The sequence below is a fragment of the Phyllobacterium trifolii genome (assembly GCF_014192095.1).
GTDB classification, from domain to species: Bacteria; Pseudomonadota; Alphaproteobacteria; order Rhizobiales; family Rhizobiaceae; genus Phyllobacterium; species Phyllobacterium trifolii.
Window position 1 is genome coordinate 63,136 of record NZ_JACHXN010000012.1, and the last position, 22,856, is coordinate 85,991.

A 22,856-nucleotide genomic window follows, 5' to 3' on the forward strand; every position below is an offset into this window, starting at 1 on the left:
GGCAGATCAGGAGACAAATATAGATGAGCGTTCAAATCCGCCCCTTGCAAAAATCCGATGAGGCCCAGTGGCGCCGGCTTTGGACTGCTTATCTCGCCTTTTACGAGACCACCGTGCCGGAAGAAGTCTACCAAACAACATTCGCGAGGCTGACTTCCGGTGCTAATCACGAGTATCGCGGCTTCATCGCCGAGTTTGAAGGCAAATCTGTCGGGCTAACGCACTACCTGTTTCATCGGCACAACTGGAGTATCGAGGATGTCTGCTATCTTCAGGATCTATACGCCGACCCGGAGGTACGCGGCAAGGGCGTTGGTCGCGCATTGATCGAAGCCGTCCATGCCGAGGCCGCCAAGTCTGGCGCGCATTCGGTTTATTGGACAACCAACCAGGACAACAAGACAGCACGCCAACTCTACGACAGGATCGCGAAAGTAACACCTTTCATCAAGTATGTGAAAATGGTTTGAGCCTCCGGCGCGCTCCAATCATACGGCCCGCCGTTGTTTGCCAACCCTGCTATTTCCCGTTCAAGTTGTATTCTTCTGCCAAGATTGTTACCGTCCCGTCCATTCATCATGCCGTCGACATACGGACCAACAAGGGTTTCGGAACTAATCCACCTCAAGTGCATTTCGCAATACGAGCCATGGGAGTTGAGCGTTGGCGCCAAGAGCAAATTGGAAAGGCTTCCTGAAGGTTGCAGAGCTTTCGTGCCCTGTAGCGCTGTACACCGCTGCCTCGACCTCCGATCGCATCGCTTTTCACACATTAAACCGTGCGACAGGCCATCGGGTTCAGCGTCAGTTTATCGATTCCGACAGCGGCAAGCCTGTGGAAAAGGAAGATCAGGTCAAGGGCTACGAGGTTGGCGACAACGATTACATCGTACTCGAGCCCGAAGAGGTTGCTGCTGCCGTTCCGGAGAGCGACAAGACGCTATCAGTCGAAGCATTCGTCGCCACGGACGATGTGGACGATATATATTTCGACAAACCATATTATCTCGCACCTAGTGACAAGCACGGCCAGGAAGCCTTTGCCCTCATCTGTGAGGGCATGAAAGACAAGAAGGTGGCGGCGCTTGCCCAAACGGTGCTTTTCCGCCGCGCTCGCACGCTTTTAATCCGCGCAGTAGGCGGTGGACTGGTCGCCAACACGTTGCACTTCGATTACGAGATCCGCTCAGCCAAGGATGCGTTTAGCGATATCCCTGAGATGAAGATCACCGGCGAGATGTTGGACCTTGCCAAGCATATTATCGGAACGAAACGCGGCAGCTTTGACCCCTCCGAGTATAAGGACCGATACGAGGCCGCTCTTGCCGAACTGGTCCGGGCGAAACTCGAAGGCAAGCCGATCCCCAAGAAGCAACCCGCCAAGTCCGAGAAGGTCGTCGACCTTATGGAGGCACTGCGGCAAAGCGCGGGTGCAGGCAAGAAAGAGGCGAAACCCAAAAAGACGCAAGCCCGCAAACCCAAGGCGGAACCCGCACGGAGGAAGGCGAGCTGATTTATGGTTGCGCTTGAAACATACCGGAAAAAACGCGATTTCAAGACAACATCAGAGCCAAAGGGACGCAAGTCGCGCAAGGCCGGTAATAGTTTCGTCATCCAAAAGCACGATGCAACGCGACTTCATTACGATTTACGCCTTGAAATGGATGGCGTTTTGAAGAGTTGGGCCGTTACGCGCGGCCCAAGCCTGGTACCGAGTGAGAAGCGGCTTGCGGTACACGTGGAAGACCATCCTTTGGAGTATGGAGGCTTCGAGGGCACGATACCCAAGGGCGAGTATGGTGGTGGTACTGTCATCGTCTGGGACCGTGGCACCTGGACCCCGGTCTTTGACCAGAAGTACGGTTATGCCAAGGGCCACCTGGAGTTCGAACTTCACGGCGAAAAGCTTTCAGGGTGTTGGCATCTGGTTCGCATGCATGGCAAGCCGCGCGAAAAGCGCGAGAACTGGTTGCTCATAAAGGCGGAAGATGATGCAGCGCGTACTGAAAGCGATCCTGATATCCTTGAAGAGCGCCCTGAATCCGTAAAGACCGGGCGAGAAATCGCCGATGTCGCTGGTGAAGACCCCGGCTGGTCCTCAAAGACCGGCAAGATCGATAAAAAAAAGACTGCCAATGGCAAAGCCGCCGCCAAAGCTGTCAAAGCACGATCTTCTGACACCCAAGCGGCGAATGTTCCCGATCCCTCAAAAATCGACGGAGCCAGGAAGGCACCCCTTCCCTCTTTTGTCGAGCCAACGCTGGCGACACTTGCGCCAAAGCCGCCTTCGGGCGAGCGCTGGATTCACGAGATAAAGTTTGACGGCTATCGATTGCAGGTGCGCATCGAGGCAGGCCGGGTCAAGCTGTTCACTCGCAACGGCCTCGACTGGACGAAGAGGTTCGGCAAAGAAATCGTCAGCGCATTTCAGAGTTTGCCTGTTGGCACCGCTCTGATCGATGGTGAACTCGTGGTCGAAACAGCTGGAGGTGCCTCCAATTTTTCCGCCCTGCAAGCCGATCTCAGCGACAACCGGACGGATCGTTTCGTCTTCTACGTTTTCGACCTCCTCTATCTTGACGGCTTTAACCTGCAAGATTTGCCCTTGGTCGAGCGCAAGGCCATGCTGGAAAAACTGACCGCCGATGCGCCCGGATTGATCCGCTATAGTGGACATTTCGAAGAAAACGGGCCGCTTATTCTCGATCACGCCTGCAGGCTCAGCCTCGAAGGTATCGTGTCTAAGCTTCGCGACGCGCCATACCGCTCCGGCCGCGTCAAGGATTGGATCAAGGCAAAATGCTCACAACGGCAGGAATTCGTCATCGGGGGCTACGTCCCATCCACGACATCGCGCAGGGCGATCGGTTCGCTCGTTATGGGCGTTTACAACGGCAAGAAACTTGAACACGTTGGCCGCGTCGGAACAGGGTACAGCGCTTCGGTGGCGGAAGATTTGTTTCGCAGGCTCGAACGCATTCGCGCGCCGGAGAGCCCCTTTGCCGAACGGCTGAGCGCCGATGCGGCACGGCTGGTGCGCTATGTGAAACCGCAACTTGTCGCTGAGGTGGAATTCCGCGCCTGGACGGCAGATAACAATCTGCGTCATGCAGCGTTCCGCGGCCTGCGAGAGGACAAACATCCAAGCGAAGTCGTGCGCGAGACGCCAAAGGCAAAGGCATCGCCACAACAGGAGAGGCCCACAGTGAAACTTACCCATCCCGACCGCATCTATTGGCCCGAAGAAGGCGTCACCAAGCAAGGTCTGGCGGACTACTATACCGAGGTCTGGAAGTATATTGCTCCCTTCATCGTTGCGCGGCCCTTGGCGTTGCTCCGGGGTCCGGAAGGCATTGCTGGCCAAACCTTTTTTCAGAAGCATGCGTGGAAGGGCCTCAATTCGAATATCGCCCTGGTCACCGATCCAAAAGACAAAGACGACGAACCGCTGATCAGTATCAATGATCTTGATGGGCTTATCGGTCTGGTGCAGTCGGCGGTGCTGGAAATTCACCCCTGGGGTTCGACGATTGCAGATTGGGAACGCCCGGACATCATCATCATGGATCTCGATCCGGGTGAGAATGTACCTTGGGAGCAGGTCATAGCAGGCGCATTTGAAACCCGGGAACGACTTGAACAGGCAGGTCTAGCCGCCTTCGTCAAGACGTCCGGGGGCAAGGGTCTCCACGTGGTGGCCCCGGTCAAACCCAAAGCTACCTGGCCGGAAGTCAAGGCTTTCACCAAAGCACTCGCCGATTCCATGGCGTCCGACAGTCCTGACTCCTATGTCTCGACGATCACCAAGTCGAAACGCACGGGCAAGATTCTCATCGATTATCTGCGCAACCAGCGCGGTATGACAGCAGTGGCGCCCTACTCTACCCGGGCGCGTCCAGGCGCCGCCGTTTCAATGCCACTCGAATGGGATGAACTTACTCCGGGTATCGGCCCGGCCTATTTCACGGTTTTGAACACGGCGACTCGTCTTGCCGCGATAAAACGCGATCCCTGGACCGATTTTCGCGCAGCAGCCGCTCCCATTGAAAAGCCCAAGACAAAAAGGAACAGTTAGCGTTTTTTCGATTTGCTTTCGCTGGCGATACTTTTCTTTAAAGCATCCATGATGTTGACGACATTGCTTGGAGGCTCCGAGGTGCTTTCCTTTGCCTTTGCCGGACGCTTCTTGCCCTTCTTCTTCGCCGCAATAATCTCCAGCAGGCGATCTTGAACCGGATCATCAACCATTTTGGGATCCCAAGGCTTCATCCGCTCATCGATCAGCGTCTTCACTAACGGCATGAGATTGCTGTCAACCTTGTCATTTTTGATATCCCCGAAGTACGCATCGCGATCACGCACCTCATCGCCATACCGCAATGTCCATAAGACAATGCCGCGCCCTCGCGGTTCCAGCATTACCGCGCGCTCCCGCCTGTACATAACCAGCCGCGAAATCCCGACCTGGCCGGTTGCATCCATCGCATCACGGATGACCGAAAAAGCTTCCTCACCGACCGGATCGTCCGGCGTCAGATAGTGTGGCTTGTCGTACCAGACCCAATCAATACTATCGCGCGGCACAAACATCGAAATATCGATCGTTCGCGTGCTCTCAAGCCCCACCGCCTCGATCTCGTCATCCTCGAGCATGACATATTCGTCTTCGCTACGCTGATAGCCTTTGACCTCGTCGTCCTCATCCACCGGCTTGCCGCTTACGGAATCGACATATTGGCTGACAACGCGGTTGCCGGTTTTCCGGTTAAGTGTGTGAAACTTGACCTTTTCATTGTCCGTCGTTGCGGGCACCATCGCCACCGGGCAGGTGACGAGCGAAAGCTTCAAATAACCTTTCCAGAATGAACGCGGTGCCATGACTCTTGCTCCCCCGATATGTCCGTCAAAAACGGGCTGATAGAGAATTCGTTCCATAGAATCAATCATGTAGCGCTACGGTAGTTTGGAGGCAAGGACATCGGCCTTGTTGATCTGCGGCGGACTGGCGAAAAGCTCATCTGCTCGCGCGATCAGCGCGGCAGCAACTTTCCCCGCAAGATGTGCGTTGCGACCGCCCTCGTCAGCAAATGCGTCAAAGATTGCAAAGGAACTTTTACCGAGACGTATCGCGAACCATGCGATGGTTCCGGATTCCTCATTTACCAGCGGTAAAGCCGACTGGAGAAACGCCGCGACGTCTTCCTCTTTTCCGGCTTTTGCTTCGAGGGGCACGTAAAGAGCAAATTTGGTCATGGTGGTTCCTTATCGAACTGGAACAGGATTTGCGTGGCAAGCTTGCACCTTTTTTGCGTCGCAGGGAACTGTCCCGTCGCGACAAACGTTCCTCAACCGCAACAACAGGGTGAAGAAATGCAGCCGGACTATGCGTATTATGCTGAAATAGTTGGGCTTAAGCTGGTCGATCCGGAGACATTCGCCTTAAAGCGTGAGCCATTTGGAGACACATTCCATTACGTCCGCACCAATGGACGTCCAGTCTCAAAAAAGCACATCGAGCGCATCACTGCTCTGGTAATTCCTCCTGCGTGGACCGAGGTTTGTTGCTGCGATGAATGCGACGGCCATATTCAGGCTGTAGGCTTGGACACGCTTGGACGGCGACAATATATCTACCACCCGAAGTGGGAGGACGTGCGCAACAGCATCAAAACGCACAGGCTGCTTGCCTTTGGCAAGGCGCTTCCACGTATCCGCAAGCGCATTCTGCGTGATATGCAGCGTCCGCCCACATCAAGTCGCCCGCTTGTCGCGCTCGCAGTGAAACTGATCGATCAGAAGGCTTTCCGGGCCGGGCATGAAAAATATGCCAAGGATGGTGGTCGAGGCATCGCCTCACTCAAAAACAGCGATCTCAAGATCAACGGCAATATCGCGAACTTCGTCTTTGCCGGTAAATCGAAAAAGAAGAACGAAATAGCGATCAGCGACCGCGCCGCCGTCCGGCGCTTAAAGGCCCTGAAACGGCGGGGAAGGCTATTCCAATACAAGGACAAGCAGTGCTGGCGCAGCCTGCACGCAGGAGAACTGAACCAATATCTGCAAGAAATCTCCGGCTCAAAAGTCAGCGCCAAGGATTTCAGGACTTTTCATGGATCTGCCCGCGCACTCGAATTCCTGGCGCGGAACGATGCCAACACCGATTCCGCCCGGAAGCGGGCTCTTGCTGCGGCCATGCGCAATGTTAGCGAATTCCTGCGCAATACACCCGCGGTTACACGATCGAGTTATGTTCATCCCCTTGTGACCGAATGTTTCAATGCCGGCCAACTCAATAGTTCGCTTCTGCGTGCACCCCATCGGAAAGGTCTTACGGGCCCTGAAACCGGGCTGATGAGGCTCCTTGAGCAGGCAACTGAATGAACCAGGAGGGCGGTCCATTCAACGCCATCCCCAATTTTTATTATCCGCGCATAACCCGCTTGCTAAATTTGCCCATCGGAGCCGTCATTTTGCAGTGCGGTAAGTGGTGCATTCGACAAGTGAATCCAATTCAATTTGCGGCAGGACGGAAAATGCGCTTAGCTTTTTTCTGTGCTGCCGCAACAATTACGCGGAATGGCGGCCCGCAAATTGAGATGTGTTCTCGCTGAACAGATGGGAGCGTGTCATGACATTCACAGATGGAGATCGACGGATATTCGCGACTACGGATTGGGAAATCATGCAGCGGGCTCACAATAGAGCATCGCAGCTATTGGATCGGTGTCCAAGGACACATGAGCGCTGTAACGATCTGGCTCGCGTCATCATGGCTATCTATGAAAGCGGTGTTCGTGATGAGGACGAGCTGGCGGCTATGGCAGCAAATCGTGAACTCAACTTCATGGCGGGACGCGGGCATTTTCAAAAACCGTTTCCGTTCAAAAATGCGGCTGCGTCGACGCATCAATCCATGACCGAACACTAGCGCGACAGAGCGAGAAGCCGAACCGCAATACGGCTTCTCGTGAAGTCCTTGAGCAAGGCGATCAATTTCAGGCCAGTCCCGCGGCTTTGAGCTTATCGGGCGTGAATGGTGCCTGACGGATTCGCACGCCGGTCGCGTCGAATATCGCATTGGCGATAGCCGCTGCAACCGGTCGCATGGAAGGTTCGCCGGCGCCACTCGGCGGTAGTTCCTTGTGATCGATCAGAACCACGTCGATTGTTTCCGGTGTCTCGGTAATATCGAGGATCGGGTAGGTCTCCCAATCGACACTGGTGACGTTCTTGTCGTCGAACTGCACCTCCTCATGCACTGAGCGGCTGATTGCCTGGACGATATTGCCTTCGATTGTGTGCGTAAGCTGTCGTGGATTGACAATCATGCCACAGTCGTGAGCCACGGTGAATTTCCGGGCCCATATCCGACCGGTCTTGCTCTCGATTTCGACCTCGCAGACGACGGCCACCCTTGTACCGCTGCGCTGCGCATAGGACATCCCCTGCCCCTTGAACTTGCCGTCGCCTGCGCTTTGCCGACGTGCGGCAGTGCGGGCTTGCCAGCCGGCCTTTTCCGTTGCGGCCTTGACGACAGCAATGTCACGAGGGTCGGTAATGTATTTGAGGCGAAATTCTAACGGGTCCACGCCGATGGCATAGGCTACCTCATCCATGAATGATTCGGAAGCGAAGTGGATTTGCGGCCCGACGGGATCGCGCAGATGCGTGGTCCGGAGCGGCGATGCCCGGTCCAGCAGCGGGGCGACTGTTTCCCAGGCCTTTCGCTTCGCCGGGAAACCGTACGACTCTTCCGGCACGCCAAAGCCGACGCCGGGCTTTAGCGGGGTATCGATAAGCTGACCAGCCAGTGTATCGCGCGTTGCGCTTTCATTGGAGTTGACGTCAACCCGGGAGAAGCCCTTGGATTCGAAATGCCAGGCAAGAACGTTGTTATCCTTGTCGAGCGCGGCACGTGCTGTATGGATAGAGGCAGGGCCTTTAGGGTCCCACCTTGTACCGTCCTTCCGCATACCTTGAACCCTGATCGGTTTACCCGTCAGTTTGGCGATAAGCGCTGCGTCTGCAGCCGCATCGCCGGCATCGTTGCGGCCATAGCTGCCGGGGCCGGGAACCCAGATGCCATGCACATTCTCCGACGGCATATCCAGGATAGCGGCAACGCCCGCGGCGGAAAAATGCGGTTTCTGTGACCCAGTCCACAACGTCGCTCGGTCTCCATTGATTTCGACCACGGCGCAGGCCGGGCCCATGCTCGCATGGCTCTGGAACGGCCAGTCATAGGTCGCCTCGACGACTTTGGCCGCGCCCGCGAAGGCAGCATCAACATCGCCGACATCTTCGCCCGGTTCACGATGAACCGATTTTGCATTCCGGAGGTGATCGAAAATACCGGCCTGTGTCGGGAAATTCGGTGTCGAATCTGACCATGTCACCTTGAGCTGATCGGCAGCCCTGATCGCATCCCACTCCCGCGGCGCAACGATAGCCAGGAAGCCTTTCTCCCGCACAATCTGCACATCCGGTATGTCCTTGACCGAAGTTGCATCGACCTCGACAGGTACGGCACCCGCCACTTCGGGCCGGATCACCCTTGCGTGCAACATACCCGGCACCTTGATGTCCACGACATAGTCGCCGCTTCCCATGACCTTCCACGGCACGTCACGGCGCATCGGCGAACTGCCGATAACCTTGTGGTCGGCAACAGGCTTTATCGTGCCTCTGCCTTTGACGAAGAGGCTGTTGCCAATTTTTTGATTCCACTCAAGCTGCGTATCGAAGAAGCGGCCGCCGATCAGTTCGGCATACGTCACCGACTTCGCCGGATCAGCAAGGGAGCTGATGACACCATCGTCCACTTTTAAGTCCGGGATGGGTACACCAAGCTGCTTCGACGCCATGTCGACAAGTTGATAGCGCGCTTCTGCAGCGGCACTCTGCAGCGCTGTGCCGCCCTGTTGGATGCCGGTGGAGCCCGAAGCTCCGCCCTGGTTGATGCTGGTCGCCGTATTGCCTTGCTGGACGAAGACCTTGAATATTGGGAGGTCGAGCTCCTCGGCCACCATCTGGGCAACGCCCAGATCAGTGCCCTGGCCCATGTCCATCTTGCCCCAGAAGGCGACAACGGTCCCGTCCGCATTGACCTGGATATAGGAGGAAAGATTTTCGGGTTTCAGCGGAGGCTGTGTCGCAGCACCTAAGACGGCCGCGCGCGCCTTGTGGCCGGGCAGTACAACGGAAATTGTAAGGGCGCCGAAGGCACCGAGAACCGTGCGCCGGTTAACATTGATCGTCATGGTCACCTCCCTCACGCCCGTGCAGCGCGCTTGACGGCACGCATGATACTGTAATGTGTACCGCAGCGGCATTTCAGCCCGCTCAGTGCATCACGAATTTCGCCATCGTTGGGATTGGGATTAGCCTCCAGGAACGCTGCCGCGGTCATCAACCAGCCATTGAGGCAATAGCCGCACTGCGGAACCTGCTCCTCAATAAATGCCGTCTGGATCTTGTGAGCCTTGCCATTCCCCCCACCGAGACCGGCCAGAGTAACGACCTTGCCGACGCCAACTGAGTCGACCGGAGTCACGCATGAACGGACGGCCTGTCCGTCAATATGCACCGTGCATGCACCGCATTGTGCCAGACCACAGCCAAAACGAGGGTTCCGCAGGCCGAGATCGTCACGAAGAGCATAGAGCAGCGGCATTTCTGGATCCGCTGTAATTACATGATTATTACCATCAACATTAAGCTGGATTTCTTTCGTAGCCACATCTTCCTCCCGTGAATCGGTAAACATCATTGCCCTATTCTTTACGATAGGCAGGACAGGCAGACCGGGCAAGGTTTAATGCTTGTGGAAACTGTGTGAGACACTCGTATAGATGCACGATCACGAACATGTGCTTGGCGCGTGAAGTTCATAGCCAGAAATACTTTGGAGCGAGGCCCGCAATTTTTACGGTGTCGCAATGGCATTTACCGGCCAACCGTCGCCATCTGGGTTAGATCAATATGTGTTGAGTTCCCTCTCTCGGGCGAAGGAATACACTCTGTGCCGACGCCACCGCATCGAAGGAGAAAGAGAGTTTGTATTTCCATCGCACCATTCTGCGTCTAGCCGTCGCCTTTGCACTGCTAACTTCGCCGGCTTTTCCGCAAGACAATGCACGGCAAGACGATGGCGCAGATAATAATGGGAAAGTTACGCAATCGCGGCCACCGTTGAGTGGTGAAGATAAGGCCAACCCTTCGAAGGCGGAGGCCGACACTTCAACTGGCATTCTTGGCCTTTTGGACGCGGATTCAGTTACCGGTCACGTCTTAAAAACCAGAACGCAGGACCTTGCCTATACCGCAACCGCGGGAACCTTTAGCCTCTTTGGCCAAAATGGAGAGCGTACCGCCAAGATTTTCTATACCGCCTATGTCGCCCGCAATCGTCAGCCGGGCCGACCCCTCACCTTTGCCTTCAACGGTGGGCCCGGCGCCGCATCGGCCTATCTCCACCTTGGACTGGTCGGGCCACGCATCCTTGATTTCGGCCCGAACGGACAGGATGGCACCAGCCCGACGCTCATGGACAATCCGGATAGTTGGCTGGAGTTCACTGACCTTGTGCTGATCGATCCTGTTGGCACGGGTTGGAGTCGTGCGGCGAGCGACAGCGTAGCTTCGAGTTTCTATGGGGTTGGCCAAGATGCGGAGAGCATTGCCAAGACAATCGCGCTCTACGTCAATCACAATGAGCGCATGGCTTCCCCGAAATATCTGCTTGGCGAGAGCTACGGTGGTTTTCGCGCCGCAAAAGTCGCCTCTGCGCTCAAGAATGATCAAGGCATTCTTGTTTCGGGAATTGTCATGCTGTCGCCACTCATCGACGGACAGCTCTTATTTGGGGAGAGGCAGTATCCGTTGGGAGCGGCCCTTCAACTTCCTTCGCTTGCTGCTGCAGAGTTGGAACGCCGCAACGCCTTCGATCCGACCGCGGTCCGGAATGCGGAACAATTTGCCATGACCGATTACCTTGTGACGCTTGCGGGACCTGAACCGTCAGGAAACGAGGCAAAGGCCTTCTACGCGCGGATTTCACAATTAACCGGCATACCTGAAGCAGTTGTAGGCCGGACGCGCGGCTTTCTTGACGACACTTATGTCAAGCACTCGAAGGGCACCGAATTCGAGGTTGTCAGTCCTTACGATGCGTCCTTTGCCGTCTCAGACCCCTATCCTGAGTCCGACGCTGACCGAAGCAACGATCCTATCCTTGATGGGTTCACGCGCTCATATGGGGCGGCTTTTGCCAGCTACGCCCGTAATGAACTGGGTTTTCGCACTGAATTGACCTACAGACTGCTCGCGAACGACGTTAACGAGCGGTGGGAATGGGGCCGTCGCGGCAAGAACGGTGGTATGCGCGCCCAGGCTAGCGCGACCGGCGATATTCGCGATCTGCTCTCGGTCATACCGTCTTTTCATTTGTTGGTCGCACAGGGTTACAGCGATGCAATAACGCCCTACGGGATCAGCAAATATGTCATTGACCATCTGCCGTCGTCGCTTGCTGCTGGCCGGGTCGACCTCAAGCTTTATCGTGGTGGCCATATGTTCTACACGCGGTCAAGCTCCCGGCGTGACCTGACCGCAGATGCAAGAACTTTCTTTTCCGGACAATCCGGAAGGGCTCAAGGGGAATAGTGGAATAGCTTTCCAGATAGGCGACGACAGGAATGTGATCAGGCTTGAATATTAATTAGAGAAACCCGATCCACCGACCGGCAATTATGGCGCTTACCCAAAGGGAGATAGATAGGAATGCTGAAAGCTGCACTCTCCTGGACGGCTCTTTGTTCATAAGTGCGAGCCGCCAATGGCTATGTTGACTGAGCAGCAAAGCGTTGGCGATACCCAACCCGACTACCCCAACCTTGATGAGGAAGGCGGTATTGTGAATGTATGCGATGGGCCTCACCGAAAAGAGCATCAATCCAGTGAGAATGGCAAGCGCAATACCTGCTGCGGCAACACGTGAAAGAGGTGGGCCAAGCGCGCCGATCGGATACTGCCTGAATAGCCCCAGTATTCTAAGGTCCAGCGTGATGATAGCGCCCACGACAAGACCGATCGAAAGAATGTGCGCCGCGTTGACAAGCAGATAGGCAATCTGAAACCGCCGGAGCATCACCGCTCCGGGCCATTCGGAAAGCGCTTGCAAAAACTCCATCAAAACGCTGGTCAGTTCGTCTTTATGCGCTCGGGGTAGATGTCAAATGTCTTCCCGCCCACGGCGATCCGCACTGCCTTCATCCGTTTTTCACCTGGGTCAGTGGACCGATTGCCAAGTGCAACTATCTCATCGCCGATTTTTGCCGAGCCGTGGACAAAGCCGGAGCGTTCGGTCTGACGCGGGTTGCCGAGTTCCACACGCCAAAGACCATCATTCGCAGTTTCCACATCGAGCGTTGGGTGCGGTGGGCCGATATAGAGTTCACGGATTACACCCTTGAGCTCTATTTGATCGGCCTCGGCCCAAGACCAGCCGTGATGCGCTGCAGCGCCAGAGACAATTGCCGTCATAAAGACGGCGCCGCCAAGGAACCGACCGTACAAATTCGTCATGATATCTGCCTCCTCTGCCAGCTCGTCTCGTCGATGATTATAGGCCATTTCGAGCACCAGAACACGGTTCAAGATAGATTTATTCCATCGTATGCCGGATAATCTTTGACATCCGTGAAAGGAATGCCGGCCTGGACGATGCAACAAGCTTCCATGACAAGACCGTCTTTGCCATCTGCCGCGGCAGCACTCCGATGGATAAAAACCACGCCGCAAGGACCGCCCGACGGCGCAAGGATGCATTCATTTCCAGACTGGCGGTTACACCTGCTACGGCCAAAGCCAGCTTGGAATCATCGGCCACGGGGTGCTGATGTTCGTCCACGCACAAGGATGCCAAGCGCTCTTCCAAATGAACCGGATCGTGCAGATTGGCGTCGGGCGGCACTGTCAGGCCGATCTCCGCCGCTTGGTCCGACAGGGCCTCCAGGCGACGGAAATCATGCTCTACCCGCCAACGTGCGCGTTGGCCAAATTTCTCTGCAAAGACCGAGTGATTGCTCCCATGGATTCGGTAAGCTCCGAGACAGGCCTCTATCGACGTCACTTTCCCGTAGAGAGGTGCCAGCGTAACCAGATATCCGTCAGCCCCTTGCCTGAAGTCCGGTTCAGGAATCGGCATGATCGTTTCCAGCGTCGACCGGTCAAAGGCAAGACCGCTTGTCACCGTGGTTTGGTAACGGCCCTTGCGCAAGAGTTTCGGAATAACATCACCGGAATCGAACGGTAGTTCGGGTGGGGGGAAGATATCCTTAATCTGTTCTTCTTCATCAACGATATGCAGTCTGAATTGCATCTGGGCGATTGTCGCTTCCCAGGCGCTGACCGCCTCTGATACCGCATTTGGGTAAAGGTAATCGTCAGCATCCAGAAAGAGAACGATTTCTCCCGAGGACGCTGCGAACCCCGTATTGAATGCCGCCGCATGCCCGCCATTTCGTGCTCTGAGGCACGGGCGCACCTTGCCGCCATATGATTCGATGATCTCCACGGAATTGTCGGTCGATTCATCATCGACAATGATGACCTCGACATCTCCGTAATCCTGCCCTAGTGCGCTATCGATGCAAGGCCGTAGAAAGCGTGCATAATTGTAGTTGGAAATAATGATCGATACCGGGGTGCGGTCAACGTCGGAATACATGGAATTGAGCCTCAGCATTCTGTTTCGGTTTGCGGCGAACTGCGATTCGGGTTCACTGAATCAAGCTGACAAGGCGCGGAAAGCCCTTGCCATGAGTCTGCACCCGGTTGTGTCCTAGTTATGACGAGAGCCCCATAGCGCCCTGGCTGGACGGATCAAACTGCATTCTTGTGCGTTGAATCCAAGGGCACATTTCATTCGCCCAAATATCGGTCGGAGGATATCGCTATGCATGGAGTCAACCAGCAACTTGAAGGTCTTTGCCTGGCCATCGCATCGATCAATCGCTTATTGGTCGCCAAGGGGCTTGTCACACAGGAAGAATTGGACACCGCGCTTGAAAAGGCGGAGGCAACTGCTCGCGGCGAGGATTGGTATACTGCTGTTTGCTTGCCGATCCGGATTCTTCAGGTCGCCAACGATACCGGGGCCGAGAGGCCGTGGTCGGTTTCCAAACTTGCGAAGCTCGTTGCGGACAAGGAGCCGCATAAGCGTTCGACTCGAGACCGCTAGAGCAAATGCACTGGCGGACAAGCCACCAGAGTAGCCACCCACGAGCGCCGGCAAGATTCGGCAATCACAATAATGTGTGTGAGCCGATCGCGGAGGCTGCTTACATTGAGCAAAATCCTCCAAGATTCGTAGTACCGTCATATATAATGGCCGTCATTATTGTTTATTCATTATAACCACCATATAAAATGTTAGCGCCAGAATCACCGAAGTTGTCAATTCGGGCGGACTAGTACGGGTGGGCGGCAATACATGGCCAGCTTTTTGCACGGCCGTTGACCGCATATTTGTTCGACGGGAATCGTGCACATGGACGGCAACGTTGTTGATTTTGATCCCTTCATTGCCGATGAGACCAGGTCGCGATGGTTGGTACAGCGGGTAGCGATTCTTCGGAACAATCCGCATTTTGCCCCCGCCGCGCTGATATTCTCGCAGGGAGTGGTCAATTTGTTCGAAGGTCACTACATGGCCAACAAAGTGATGGCGACCATGGCCAGACAGGTGATTTGCATGGCGGTCCTTGCATTGCATTTCGACCACACCAGCGGCAGCCACGGCGCAACCATATCGGCCATCCAACGCATTACCACTGACGCCAAATTGTGCAGCCTCAGTGCGACTGCGGCGAGCATCGATCTTCTCGAGAAGATTGGCCTTGTCAAACGTATACAGGATGAAACTGATCACAGAATTCATCTCATTCAGCCAACCGATAGCTTAGTGGGCTGTGCGAAGAACATCGTAGAGGTGGCGGTGGCGGCGGCCGATAGATTGTTTCCGTTAAGGCACTATCGGGATTTGTTGGACGATGCCGGTGGTTTCATGGAACGATATTTCGCCTCCAGCCTGCACTCGCTGCTTGATATCAGCACGTGGATATCCGGTCAGCCAGGTTCGCGGTTGTTTGCCGCCAGCGGCAACGGCGAGATACTTCTTTGCAAACTGATGTCGTTAAAGAATTCGCCCGGGGACAGCCTTGTGAGCTTTCCATTTGACGAAATCGGAAGCCTCTACGGTGTATCGCGGACACATATTCGCCGGCTCATGAAAAGAGCAGAAGCTGAAGGGCTGGTGCGCCTGCTTGAGGCGGGCGGTCGAAAGGTCAAGATCCTTCCTCCTCTTGTTGATGCCTTTGAGAATATGGTCGCAGCCCATGTGGCGAAAACGCAATTCGGAATGCATCTTGCAAACAAGGATTATGATCTCCTTCCCATAGGGCGTTGTGCATAGGCAATTCTGCGTTTGTTCGCAGGACGGTGAAGATCAGCGTTGCGCCCTCACGCTCTCTGAACTCAACCCATAACCCCGCCCCGAGGGGCAGGGTCTTTGGCTATTGACTGGAGATCAACACACCCTCCTTCCGACGCCATTTTTGCATCGGCAAGTTGGTGCATATTGACGTTGCATCCGATCTCGTCGGCAGTCAAAGGACATAATCAGGTGCTTTCCTAAATCAAATTCCCATCAAAACTTAGCTGTGAAGGCTAGTCTCCGACTGGTTTCGCCAAAAACCAACCGCAACGATAGTGTTCAGCCGCAAGATCAATCACATGCACGTCATACCACCTAACACTGCGTGAAGTTGCCCGGAGCGCCGGCGCTGCCGTCGGTTGCGGCGGGTCGATGACAGGCTAGAAAGCCTCTGCGAAGCTCATGCCCACAAATCCAAATGTTACATTCTAGCAACACCACGACGGGCCGCAAAATGCCATTGGATATGTCCTTTGACCTAGCCCACCCTGCAGGAAGACATAGGCCCCAGGCATCCGGATTCATTCGTATGCTCTCACTTAACTCATCGTCCATAACTGGAGATCGGCATGAATATCAAAAGTCTTCTCTTCGGCTCCGCTGCTGCACTTGTTGCGGTAACGGGAGCTCGCGCTGCGGATGCAGTCGTTGTAGCTGAACCGGAGCCCGTCGAATACGTTCGCGTTTGCGACGCATACGGTGCTGGCTTCTTCTACATTCCAGGCACCGAAACCTGTCTCAAGGTCGGGGGCATGGTCCGTTACGATGCACAGGCCGGCGACGATCCGTATGACGGTTCGAATCTCGGTCGCCTCAAGGCAGATGGTACGCGTGACGAGACCTATCACAAGCAAACACGTGCAGAAATCCGTATGGACGCCCGTTCGGAAACCGAACTCGGTACATTGCGTTCCTACATCGTCGGCCGCTTCCAGTATGATGATGGCGAAGATAGTGGCGGGTCTGTTCCAACAGCTTATATCGAGCTTGGCGGCTTCAAGATCGGTACGGACGACGAAATCTTCGGCTCCTGGGTCGGGTATGCCGGTGACATCATTCAGGACGATGTGATCAACTACCAGTCCGGACAGTCGAACCAGATCAGCTATACGTTCGTCGGGGGCAACGGTTTTTCGGCGATCGTCGCTGCCGAACAGGGTTCCGATGAGTTCGGCGACAACGTGATCGACGATTATATGCCGCACGTTCTAGCCGGTGCGAAATGGGAGCAGGCCTGGGGCAAGATTGCCGGCACGGTCGCTTACGATTCCAAACAGGAAGACATGGCTGCCAATCTGCGTGTGGACTTCAACATCACCGACAAGGTCTCGGTCTGGGTCTTGGGTGCCTATCAGTCTGACTTCGATAGGAATTCCTTCTTCACTGGCGAAACCAACTGGTTTGCCCAATGGCAGGGCGACTGGGCTGCCTGGGGTGGTTTTGCCGCCAAGGTAACCGACAAGGCGACCATCAATGCTCAGGCCGCATACGAAGATGAAGGCACATACGCTCTCGCTCTCAATGTAGCCTATCAGCTGGTACCGGGCTTCACCATCACGCCGGAAATTAACTACACCAAGTTTGATGGCGCACGGAAGGAAGACTCGATCGCCAATGGTGGTGACGATGATGCGTTCGGCGGCATCGTTCGCTTCCAGCGCAACTTCTAATCAAACTTCCAGATGAAATCGGGGCGGCGGATCCCAACTCGCCGCCCCGACTGTTTCTATTTGCAGGCTGAACGATCGGCTCCGCTCGGTCCCTGCTTATCGCGACAACCGATCTATCCTATTCTTTCGGCAGCGCCGAGTGGAGAAGAGCCTGCATCTGTTCTGCCAGGTCGAGCTCTCCTCGCGCCGCAATCTTCAAAAGATATTGGGCCTTGGTCCGGCGATCCCCCTCGCTGATCGCAGAATAGGCGCATACAGCCAGAAGGGCTTTTTCCTCTGCTTGACTGGCTTTGTCATGATCGCGATTATTACCATCCGTTGCCTGGATTGCCTTGCCAAAAGCTTCGTACGTTGTCTCGTGCGCCTTGATTAGTGCCAGCAGGTCGCGGGACGGTTCCCTGTCCCGGCGTAGCGGCTCTATAGCAAAAGCCGCTGCCGCAACGGGCGCAGCGATTACGGCACTACCGCAACTGAGAATCAAGGCGCGACGATCAATCCTGGACATGGTGAATTCTCCTCTCTTCTTCACTTCATTGCAGTCAGCCAGATCCTGTGTCGCAAACATTGGCCGGCTGCGCTCCACCGTAGCACGAGGGTCGACGCATTCATGTCAGCATGGATAGCACCTGCAATATTGCTGATATTGTCGTCACGTTTGCGGGAACCAAAAACTATATTGTCGCAAGAGCCAAAGTCATCGCGTTCGCTCCGACGGCCGGAATTAAATCAAACTACTTAGTTTCTCTGGAGAACTCCGGAAAAATCAGAGAAATATTAACGGTCGTGGTGTCATTGCTAAGACTGCGCTTGAGTCAGCGGCGTGTCGATCCGTGTTGGAAGGCTTGGTGGATTCTCCGAATGTCGCGCTATTTTGATCGGCTATGGTACAGGGTAGTATTAATTGCTGTGCTGATTGCCGCCGGCGCCCTGTGCGGTACGTGGATCAGCAGGCTTGTCGTCATCTCAAGTGACCGCGGCCAGATGCGAATTTTCTCTGAACGCCTTCTCGATCGTGCGGTCGATGTTTTTACCGAAGCCGACATGATGCTGACGGTCATCAATACGTCGCCCTATCCTTTTTGTTCGGACAAGGAAATATCGTATTTACGAGACGTGCTGTTCGGCACCAGATATCTCAAGGACATGGGCAGAGTGAGCGACGGCTTTTTTCATTGCTCGGCTGTGTTCGGTAACGGAAAAAAGCCGATGCCGCTGGTTGCGCATGATCTCGAAACGCCCGCGGGGAAGCTGATCTATGCGAATTCGCGTGTGGCCATATCCAATTCCAGCGCCCCGATTATCGGTATTGGCAAGGCAAACGTCGTACTGGACCCCGCCTCTTTCGAAACGCTCAAGAATTCCGCATATGCCTATGTTGTGATGTACAATCCGCAAGGCACATCCTCTACAGTCGGGATGTTCGGGTCACTGAATATCGGCAAGCTCGACGTGAAGCCGCCGGATGGCGTTGGCCGGATCGGGGATACTGTCTATCGTAATGTCTGCCGGGATATGGCATGCGTGACAGTTCACGCCGAGGTCAGTCAGCTTGAAGCATCAGCGCAGCCGATCACGACGATAATTTCCATTTTTGGTGCTACGCTCGGTGCTGCTCTCGCTACGATTATCATCCTGCTTCGGCGTAACAATCTGAGCATGAAAACGAGGTTGCAACAGGCACTTGGGCACAACGGGCTGACGATGGAGTATCAACCTATCGTCGACATAGCGACAGGTCGCACCGTAGCAGCCGAGGCGCTTGTGCGCTGGAAGGAGAATGGAGAGGCGATCCCCCCGGACGTGTTTATCCCCGTTGCTGAAAAAGCCGGGTTGATTAACCGGCTTACTATCTGTGTAATCGAAAATGTGCTTAAGGACATGGCGCCGGTTCTCGATGCCAATCCTGATTTTCACGTCAGCATCAACATAACCGCTGCGGATCTTTTCAACCGTGATTTTAGTGCCCAACTCGCATCACGTCTCGAGGAGGCGAACGTCACCAGTAGCCAGATTGTGCTCGAGATCACAGAACGTTCTACGGCCAACGCTGCCGACGCCATAGAAGCGATCAAGCGCCTGCGATCCCGCGGACACCGGATATTCATCGATGATTTCGGTACCGGATACTCGAGCCTAGCCTATCTCGGTGAGCTCAATGTCGACGGGATAAAGATCGACCGATCCTTTACCCAGACGATCGGGACCGGTTCCGTCTCGGTATCAATCGTACCGCAGATCATCGGGATGGCCCATGTCCACCATTTGGATATCGTCGTCGAAGGCATCGAGACACCCGCCCAGCGTGACTATTTTGCGGCTCTTGTTCCCAAGGTTGACGGACAGGGGTGGCTCTTCGGCCGCCCTACCAGCGCGGCAACAATCAGGGAGCTCCTGAATTCGCTCACGTGAGCGTCTCGTGCGTCCCGAACTGATTTGAAATCCGTCCCCTCCTGGATCATATGTAACAACAAGCCATACGCACAATCAAATGAGGTGATTTCCATGGAGGAAGACGCCGCAACCTTCGCGGCCCGATTGAAACACCGGGCACATACCTACGGTTTTTTTACATGCGTCCTGCTGGTCGTATCCTCCATCATCGGCGATGCCGGAGGTCCGCTCTTCAGCTGGCTCTGGCCGTTGTTGATCATTGGTGGGTTGTTGACCCTTTTCCTGGCCGTCTATCTTCGTTTCGATGCCGCGCTGTTTCGCTTTATCGCATCCCATGACGACGAAACGGAGGGCTGCCGCGCGGTGGACGACATTCTCGCGCGCATGCATTTGCGAAAGCGGCCGGATAGGACGCGACCTTTGCAAGCGCGCATGACGCGAACCAACAGCCTCTTGATGAAACTGCACCTTGCTTTTGCGGCTTTTCTTGCTTTATTCGCTGCGATAACAGCCTATGGGTTGTGGACCGGTTAAAAACAACCGGAGGGGGCATATGATCGAAAACAAACCGCTATTGCGGCGAGCGGCTGCCATGGTGCTTGCCGGCGTCGCGCGCGCCATAACCGGCGTGCGCCCGATCTGGCAAGGCTGTGCGCCGTCGAAGCGCCAGCGAATCTATTTCGCCAATCACGCCAGTCACGGCGATTTCATTCTGCTTTCCACATGCCTGCTGCCGGAAGAGCGCGAGCGTACCCGGGCAGTCGCCGGAGCTGACTACTGGCGGAAAACCAGGATCCGGCACGTCCTCGCCCGTGACCTGCTCAATACGGTGCTCGTAGAGCGGAACTGGGTGGAGCGTGAGCAAGATCCGATGGTTATCATGCTGGACGCACTCGACAATGGTCACTCACTAATCATCTTCCCCGAAGGCACGCGCAACATGACCGATGAGCCACTGCTGCGTTTCCGCTCGGGCCTATACAACCTGGCCTTCGCCCGGCCCGATGTCGAACTCGTCCCGTGCTGGATCGAAAACATGTCGCGTGTTCTTCCAAAGGGAGCGTTTCTACCGGTGCCGTTGCTTTGCCGCGTCATCTTCGGCCTACCTGTCGAGCTTACGCCCGCCGAAGATCGTCATGCTTTTCTCGACAGGGCGCGGCGGGCTCTCCTTGAGCTTAACCCGGAACACCAGAGGTCACTCAACCATGGCTGAAACGATCTGGCTGTTCCTTGGCCTCCTTGGCATATTGACGGCCGCTAGCGCCGTCGCGACCGCGCTGAGCTGGAAGAGCACACGCAAAGGCGATGTTCTGCCTTCAACACTCGCCAATTTGAACTCGCGGATCAAGGCGTGGTGGATCATGATCGCCACCATCTCCATTGCATTCCTTTTCGGCAAGGGAGGCGTCATCCTGCTGTTCGCCTTTGTTTCTTTTGCGGCCTTGCGCGAATATGTGACGCTGACACACACGCGCCGCGGTGACCACTGGATACTCCTGGGCATGTTTCTGATCATTATTCCGGTTCAGTACTATCTGCTCTGGATCGAATGGTACGGAATGTTCTCCATTTTCGTGCCGGTCTATTGCTTCCTTGCGATGCCCGCTTTGACAGCAATCTCCGGCGACACGGAGCGGTTCCTCGAACGCGTCAGCGAGCAGCAATGGGGTATCATGCTCTCGGTCTATTGCCTCAGCCATGTACCGGCTCTGCTAACACTTCCGATACCTGGTTTCGAAGGCAAAGGCCTCCTGCTCATTGCATTTCTGATCGCCACTGTGCAGGGCAGCGATGTGCTGCAGTACGTGTTCGGCAAGCTCTTCGGCAGGAACAAGGTCGCGCCAAAAATATCACCGTCCAAGACTTGGGAAGGCTTGATCGGCGGTGTCATCAGCGCATCACTCCTCGGAGCCGCGCTTTATTGGCTGACGCCTTTCACACCGGCACAAGCCGGCCTGATGGCGGCGCTCGCCTGCATCATGGGGTTCTTCGGCGGATTGGTCGCCTCGGCGATAAAACGCGATCGCGGCGTCAAGGATTGGGGCCACATGATCGAAGGCCACGGCGGCATGCTTGACCGGGCTGACAGTCTGGTCTTTGCCGCCCCGATCTTCTTTCACATCGTCCGTTATTTCTGGACCTAGAGAAGGTCTGCTTTTGCGAGATCACGCAAAAGATGGCTGGCACCGTAAGTCCATGGGGCGCATTCAGTTGAAAGACGGACGCGGTTCGACAATGTTCCCAATGATGGTGTCGAGATCGAAACGACATCGTTCATCTTGTGGGTGAAACCCTTGCCCGGCCCATCGCGATCCTTGACCGGCGCGAACATGGTGCCGAGGTAGAGCACAAGTCCGTCCGGATACTGGTGGTGCCTTCCGATCGTGGCTTCGACCAGAGATTCCGGCGTGCGCGATATTTTCGCCATGCTGGAATGGCCATCAAGTACAAACCCGTCCTCGCCCTCAACACGCATGCTGAGTTCCGCCGCCCTGACGGTCTCGATTGTGAAATCGCCATCGAACAGGCGGACAAATGGTCCGACAGAGCCCGAGGCATTGTTGTCTTTCGCCTTGCCCAGCAACAACGCCGAGCGTCCTTCAACATCGCGCAGATTGACGTCGTTGCCGAGCGTTGCACCGACGATGCGCCCGGCACTTGAAACGACCAGCACGATTTCCGGTTCCGGATTGTTCCAGCTCGAAATCGGGTGCAACCCCACATCGGCACCGAAGCCCACAGTCGACATGGGCTGACCCTTGGTGAAGATTTCGGCGTCGGGACCGATCCCGACTTCGAGGTACTGACTCCAGACGCCACGGGCGATCAGCGCCTCCTTGACCTGCATTGCCGCAGGGGAACCCGGCACGATCTTTGAGAGGTCCGCGCCGATAAGCTTGAGAACGTCGTCGCGCAGCGAGTCGGCCTTCGCCTTGTCGCCCTTCGCCTGTTCCTCGATGACCCGTTCGAGCAGGGAAGCGACGAAAGTTACGCCTGACGCTTTTACAGCCTGCAGATCGATCGGAGAAAGCAGCGCAGGAAACGCCGGGTCGTATTTCTCCGCCCAGCTGTTCTCAATGATGGCGTCTACATCGCCAAGCTTGGTCCCCGCAGTTCCGGCAACATAACTGGCTGGATTGTCGAGTTCGGCGATATCACGCACGGTTGGCGCTGCTTTGGCAGTAATATCGAAAACCACGCCATCACGCACCGAAACAATCCGCGGGGTGGCATGGCCGGGAATTTTGGCGCGACCGACAAGAACACCGGAGCTGGGCAGGATTGTATTTGGCATAGTCT

22 protein-coding genes are annotated in these 22,856 nt (G+C 55.5%); 13 read left to right on the forward strand and 9 right to left on the reverse strand.

What is annotated here, in order from left to right; genetic code table 11:
* The first annotated feature begins 23 nt into the window (after positions 1 to 23).
* The 3 genes from FHS21_RS18310 (at position 24) to ligD (ending at position 4,074) form a co-directional block, all read left to right on the forward strand.
* Positions 24 to 470 carry a GNAT family N-acetyltransferase gene (locus FHS21_RS18310; RefSeq protein WP_112523792.1) on the forward strand — a complete coding sequence of 149 codons (447 nt, stop codon included), beginning with the start codon at positions 24 to 26 and terminating at the stop codon, positions 468 to 470.
* Between the two features lie 193 nt (positions 471 to 663).
* Positions 664 to 1,512 carry a non-homologous end joining protein Ku gene (ku, locus tag FHS21_RS18315; protein WP_183663575.1) on the forward strand — a complete coding sequence of 283 codons (849 nt, stop codon included), beginning with the start codon at positions 664 to 666 and terminating at the stop codon, positions 1,510 to 1,512.
* 3 nt (positions 1,513 to 1,515) lie between these two features.
* On the forward strand, positions 1,516 to 4,074 hold the full coding sequence (ligD, locus tag FHS21_RS18320) for a DNA ligase D (protein WP_183663577.1): 2,559 nt from the start codon (positions 1,516 to 1,518) through the stop codon (positions 4,072 to 4,074).
* Here ligD and ku (FHS21_RS18325) read toward each other — a convergent pair.
* Both ku (FHS21_RS18325) and FHS21_RS18330 read right to left on the reverse strand, forming a co-directional pair.
* The gene (gene ku, locus FHS21_RS18325) at positions 4,071 to 4,877 is read right to left on the reverse strand and encodes a non-homologous end joining protein Ku (RefSeq protein ID WP_183663579.1); all 807 of its coding nucleotides are present in this window, start codon (positions 4,875 to 4,877) and stop codon (positions 4,071 to 4,073) included. The genes ligD and ku (FHS21_RS18325) overlap by 4 nt on opposite strands.
* Positions 4,878 to 4,952: 75 nt before the next feature.
* Positions 4,953 to 5,252, reverse strand: coding sequence for a putative quinol monooxygenase (locus tag FHS21_RS18330; RefSeq protein WP_112523804.1), 300 nt, complete (start codon positions 5,250 to 5,252; stop codon positions 4,953 to 4,955).
* 117 nt (positions 5,253 to 5,369) lie between these two features.
* On the opposite strand from FHS21_RS18330, the gene FHS21_RS18335 reads away from it, so the two are divergent.
* Together FHS21_RS18335 and FHS21_RS18340 are read left to right on the forward strand one after the other, a co-directional pair.
* The gene (locus FHS21_RS18335) at positions 5,370 to 6,380 is read left to right on the forward strand and encodes a DNA topoisomerase IB (RefSeq protein WP_112523807.1); all 1,011 of its coding nucleotides are present in this window, start codon (positions 5,370 to 5,372) and stop codon (positions 6,378 to 6,380) included.
* Positions 6,381 to 6,627: 247 nt separating this feature from the next.
* Positions 6,628 to 6,927, forward strand: coding sequence for a hypothetical protein (locus FHS21_RS18340; protein ID WP_183663581.1), 300 nt, complete (start codon positions 6,628 to 6,630; stop codon positions 6,925 to 6,927).
* Between the two features lie 67 nt (positions 6,928 to 6,994).
* On the opposite strand, the gene FHS21_RS18345 is transcribed toward FHS21_RS18340, so the two are convergent.
* Entirely contained in the window at positions 6,995 to 9,259 is a 2,265-nt protein-coding gene (locus tag FHS21_RS18345) for a xanthine dehydrogenase family protein molybdopterin-binding subunit (RefSeq protein ID WP_183663583.1), read from the reverse strand.
* An 11-nt stretch (positions 9,260 to 9,270) separates the two neighbouring features.
* Positions 9,271 to 9,765 carry a (2Fe-2S)-binding protein gene (locus tag FHS21_RS18350; RefSeq protein WP_183663670.1) on the reverse strand — a complete coding sequence of 165 codons (495 nt, stop codon included), beginning with the start codon at positions 9,763 to 9,765 and terminating at the stop codon, positions 9,271 to 9,273.
* Between the two features lie 425 nt (positions 9,766 to 10,190).
* Here FHS21_RS18350 and FHS21_RS18355 point away from each other — a divergent pair, with 425 nt between their 5' ends.
* Positions 10,191 to 11,663 carry a S10 family peptidase gene (locus FHS21_RS18355; protein WP_183663672.1) on the forward strand — a complete coding sequence of 491 codons (1,473 nt, stop codon included), beginning with the start codon at positions 10,191 to 10,193 and terminating at the stop codon, positions 11,661 to 11,663.
* Positions 11,664 to 11,718: 55 nt separating this feature from the next.
* Here FHS21_RS18355 and FHS21_RS18360 read toward each other — a convergent pair whose 3' ends face one another.
* The 3 genes from FHS21_RS18360 to FHS21_RS18370 all read right to left on the reverse strand — a co-directional run bounded on the left by FHS21_RS18360 (position 11,719) and on the right by FHS21_RS18370 (position 13,728).
* Entirely contained in the window at positions 11,719 to 12,147 is a 429-nt protein-coding gene (locus tag FHS21_RS18360) for a DUF2214 domain-containing protein (RefSeq protein ID WP_246411095.1), read from the reverse strand.
* Between the two features lie 53 nt (positions 12,148 to 12,200).
* Positions 12,201 to 12,584 carry a DUF6152 family protein gene (locus FHS21_RS18365; protein ID WP_112524209.1) on the reverse strand — a complete coding sequence of 128 codons (384 nt, stop codon included), beginning with the start codon at positions 12,582 to 12,584 and terminating at the stop codon, positions 12,201 to 12,203.
* Positions 12,585 to 12,663: 79 nt separating this feature from the next.
* On the reverse strand, positions 12,664 to 13,728 hold the full coding sequence (locus FHS21_RS18370; protein ID WP_112523819.1) for a glycosyltransferase family 2 protein: 1,065 nt from the start codon (positions 13,726 to 13,728) through the stop codon (positions 12,664 to 12,666).
* A gap of 228 nt (positions 13,729 to 13,956) precedes the next feature.
* On the opposite strand from FHS21_RS18370, the gene FHS21_RS18375 reads away from it, so the two are divergent.
* The 3 genes from FHS21_RS18375 (at position 13,957) to FHS21_RS18385 (ending at position 17,165) form a co-directional block, all read left to right on the forward strand.
* Complete coding sequence (locus FHS21_RS18375) at positions 13,957 to 14,241, forward strand: hypothetical protein (protein WP_112551787.1); 285 nt, start codon at positions 13,957 to 13,959, stop codon at positions 14,239 to 14,241.
* A gap of 309 nt (positions 14,242 to 14,550) precedes the next feature.
* The gene (locus tag FHS21_RS18380; protein WP_112523824.1) at positions 14,551 to 15,474 is read left to right on the forward strand and encodes a helix-turn-helix domain-containing protein; all 924 of its coding nucleotides are present in this window, start codon (positions 14,551 to 14,553) and stop codon (positions 15,472 to 15,474) included.
* A gap of 590 nt (positions 15,475 to 16,064) precedes the next feature.
* A complete protein-coding gene (locus FHS21_RS18385; protein WP_183663586.1) occupies positions 16,065 to 17,165 on the forward strand; it encodes a porin in 1,101 nt (366 codons plus the stop codon).
* 118 nt (positions 17,166 to 17,283) lie between these two features.
* Here the strand turns inward: FHS21_RS18385 and FHS21_RS18390 are convergent, their stop codons facing one another.
* A complete protein-coding gene (locus FHS21_RS18390; protein WP_112523831.1) occupies positions 17,284 to 17,670 on the reverse strand; it encodes a hypothetical protein in 387 nt (128 codons plus the stop codon).
* A 353-nt stretch (positions 17,671 to 18,023) separates the two neighbouring features.
* Here FHS21_RS18390 and FHS21_RS18395 point away from each other — a divergent pair, with 353 nt between their 5' ends.
* The 4 genes from FHS21_RS18395 to FHS21_RS18410 all read left to right on the forward strand — a co-directional run bounded on the left by FHS21_RS18395 (position 18,024) and on the right by FHS21_RS18410 (position 21,700).
* Positions 18,024 to 19,574, forward strand: a complete 1,551-nt coding sequence (locus FHS21_RS18395) for an EAL domain-containing protein (RefSeq protein ID WP_183663590.1) — start codon at positions 18,024 to 18,026, stop codon at positions 19,572 to 19,574.
* A 93-nt stretch (positions 19,575 to 19,667) separates the two neighbouring features.
* Complete coding sequence (locus FHS21_RS18400; RefSeq protein WP_183663592.1) at positions 19,668 to 20,090, forward strand: hypothetical protein; 423 nt, start codon at positions 19,668 to 19,670, stop codon at positions 20,088 to 20,090.
* Positions 20,091 to 20,109: 19 nt separating this feature from the next.
* Positions 20,110 to 20,769, forward strand: coding sequence for a lysophospholipid acyltransferase family protein (locus FHS21_RS18405; protein ID WP_112523841.1), 660 nt, complete (start codon positions 20,110 to 20,112; stop codon positions 20,767 to 20,769).
* The gene (locus tag FHS21_RS18410) at positions 20,762 to 21,700 is read left to right on the forward strand and encodes a phosphatidate cytidylyltransferase (protein WP_112523844.1); all 939 of its coding nucleotides are present in this window, start codon (positions 20,762 to 20,764) and stop codon (positions 21,698 to 21,700) included. The genes FHS21_RS18405 and FHS21_RS18410 overlap by 8 nt, the downstream gene beginning before the upstream one ends.
* Here FHS21_RS18410 and FHS21_RS18415 read toward each other — a convergent pair.
* Complete coding sequence (locus tag FHS21_RS18415; protein WP_183663594.1) at positions 21,697 to 22,851, reverse strand: fumarylacetoacetate hydrolase family protein; 1,155 nt, start codon at positions 22,849 to 22,851, stop codon at positions 21,697 to 21,699. The two genes, FHS21_RS18410 and FHS21_RS18415, sit on opposite strands and share 4 nt — an antisense overlap.
* Positions 22,852 to 22,856 lie beyond the last annotated feature (5 nt).

Excerpts from the sequence above, each read along its gene's own strand:
- FHS21_RS18385 (WP_183663586.1), top strand. The coding sequence starts at position 16,065 with ATGAATATCAAAAGTCTTCTCTTCGGCTCCGCTGCTGCACTTGTTGCG.
- FHS21_RS18370 (WP_112523819.1), bottom strand. The coding sequence starts at position 13,728 with ATGTATTCCGACGTTGACCGCACCCCGGTATCGATCATTATTTCCAAC.
- FHS21_RS18380 (WP_112523824.1), top strand. The coding sequence starts at position 14,551 with ATGGACGGCAACGTTGTTGATTTTGATCCCTTCATTGCCGATGAGACC.
- ku (WP_183663579.1), bottom strand. The coding sequence starts at position 4,877 with ATGGCACCGCGTTCATTCTGGAAAGGTTATTTGAAGCTTTCGCTCGTC.
- FHS21_RS18310 (WP_112523792.1), top strand. The coding sequence starts at position 24 with ATGAGCGTTCAAATCCGCCCCTTGCAAAAATCCGATGAGGCCCAGTGG.
- FHS21_RS18365 (WP_112524209.1), bottom strand. The coding sequence starts at position 12,584 with ATGACGAATTTGTACGGTCGGTTCCTTGGCGGCGCCGTCTTTATGACG.
- FHS21_RS18375 (WP_112551787.1), top strand. The coding sequence starts at position 13,957 with ATGCATGGAGTCAACCAGCAACTTGAAGGTCTTTGCCTGGCCATCGCA.
- ligD (WP_183663577.1), top strand. The coding sequence starts at position 1,516 with ATGGTTGCGCTTGAAACATACCGGAAAAAACGCGATTTCAAGACAACA.
- FHS21_RS18340 (WP_183663581.1), top strand. The coding sequence starts at position 6,628 with ATGACATTCACAGATGGAGATCGACGGATATTCGCGACTACGGATTGG.
- FHS21_RS18400 (WP_183663592.1), top strand. The coding sequence starts at position 19,668 with ATGGAGGAAGACGCCGCAACCTTCGCGGCCCGATTGAAACACCGGGCA.
- FHS21_RS18390 (WP_112523831.1), bottom strand. The coding sequence starts at position 17,670 with ATGTCCAGGATTGATCGTCGCGCCTTGATTCTCAGTTGCGGTAGTGCC.
- FHS21_RS18330 (WP_112523804.1), bottom strand. The coding sequence starts at position 5,252 with ATGACCAAATTTGCTCTTTACGTGCCCCTCGAAGCAAAAGCCGGAAAA.
- FHS21_RS18405 (WP_112523841.1), top strand. The coding sequence starts at position 20,110 with ATGATCGAAAACAAACCGCTATTGCGGCGAGCGGCTGCCATGGTGCTT.
- FHS21_RS18410 (WP_112523844.1), top strand. The coding sequence starts at position 20,762 with ATGGCTGAAACGATCTGGCTGTTCCTTGGCCTCCTTGGCATATTGACG.
- FHS21_RS18395 (WP_183663590.1), top strand. The coding sequence starts at position 18,024 with ATGTCGCGCTATTTTGATCGGCTATGGTACAGGGTAGTATTAATTGCT.
- FHS21_RS18335 (WP_112523807.1), top strand. The coding sequence starts at position 5,370 with ATGCAGCCGGACTATGCGTATTATGCTGAAATAGTTGGGCTTAAGCTG.
- FHS21_RS18415 (WP_183663594.1), bottom strand. The coding sequence starts at position 22,851 with ATGCCAAATACAATCCTGCCCAGCTCCGGTGTTCTTGTCGGTCGCGCC.
- FHS21_RS18350 (WP_183663670.1), bottom strand. The coding sequence starts at position 9,765 with ATGTTTACCGATTCACGGGAGGAAGATGTGGCTACGAAAGAAATCCAG.
- FHS21_RS18345 (WP_183663583.1), bottom strand. The coding sequence starts at position 9,259 with ATGACGATCAATGTTAACCGGCGCACGGTTCTCGGTGCCTTCGGCGCC.
- FHS21_RS18360 (WP_246411095.1), bottom strand. The coding sequence starts at position 12,147 with ATGCTCCGGCGGTTTCAGATTGCCTATCTGCTTGTCAACGCGGCGCAC.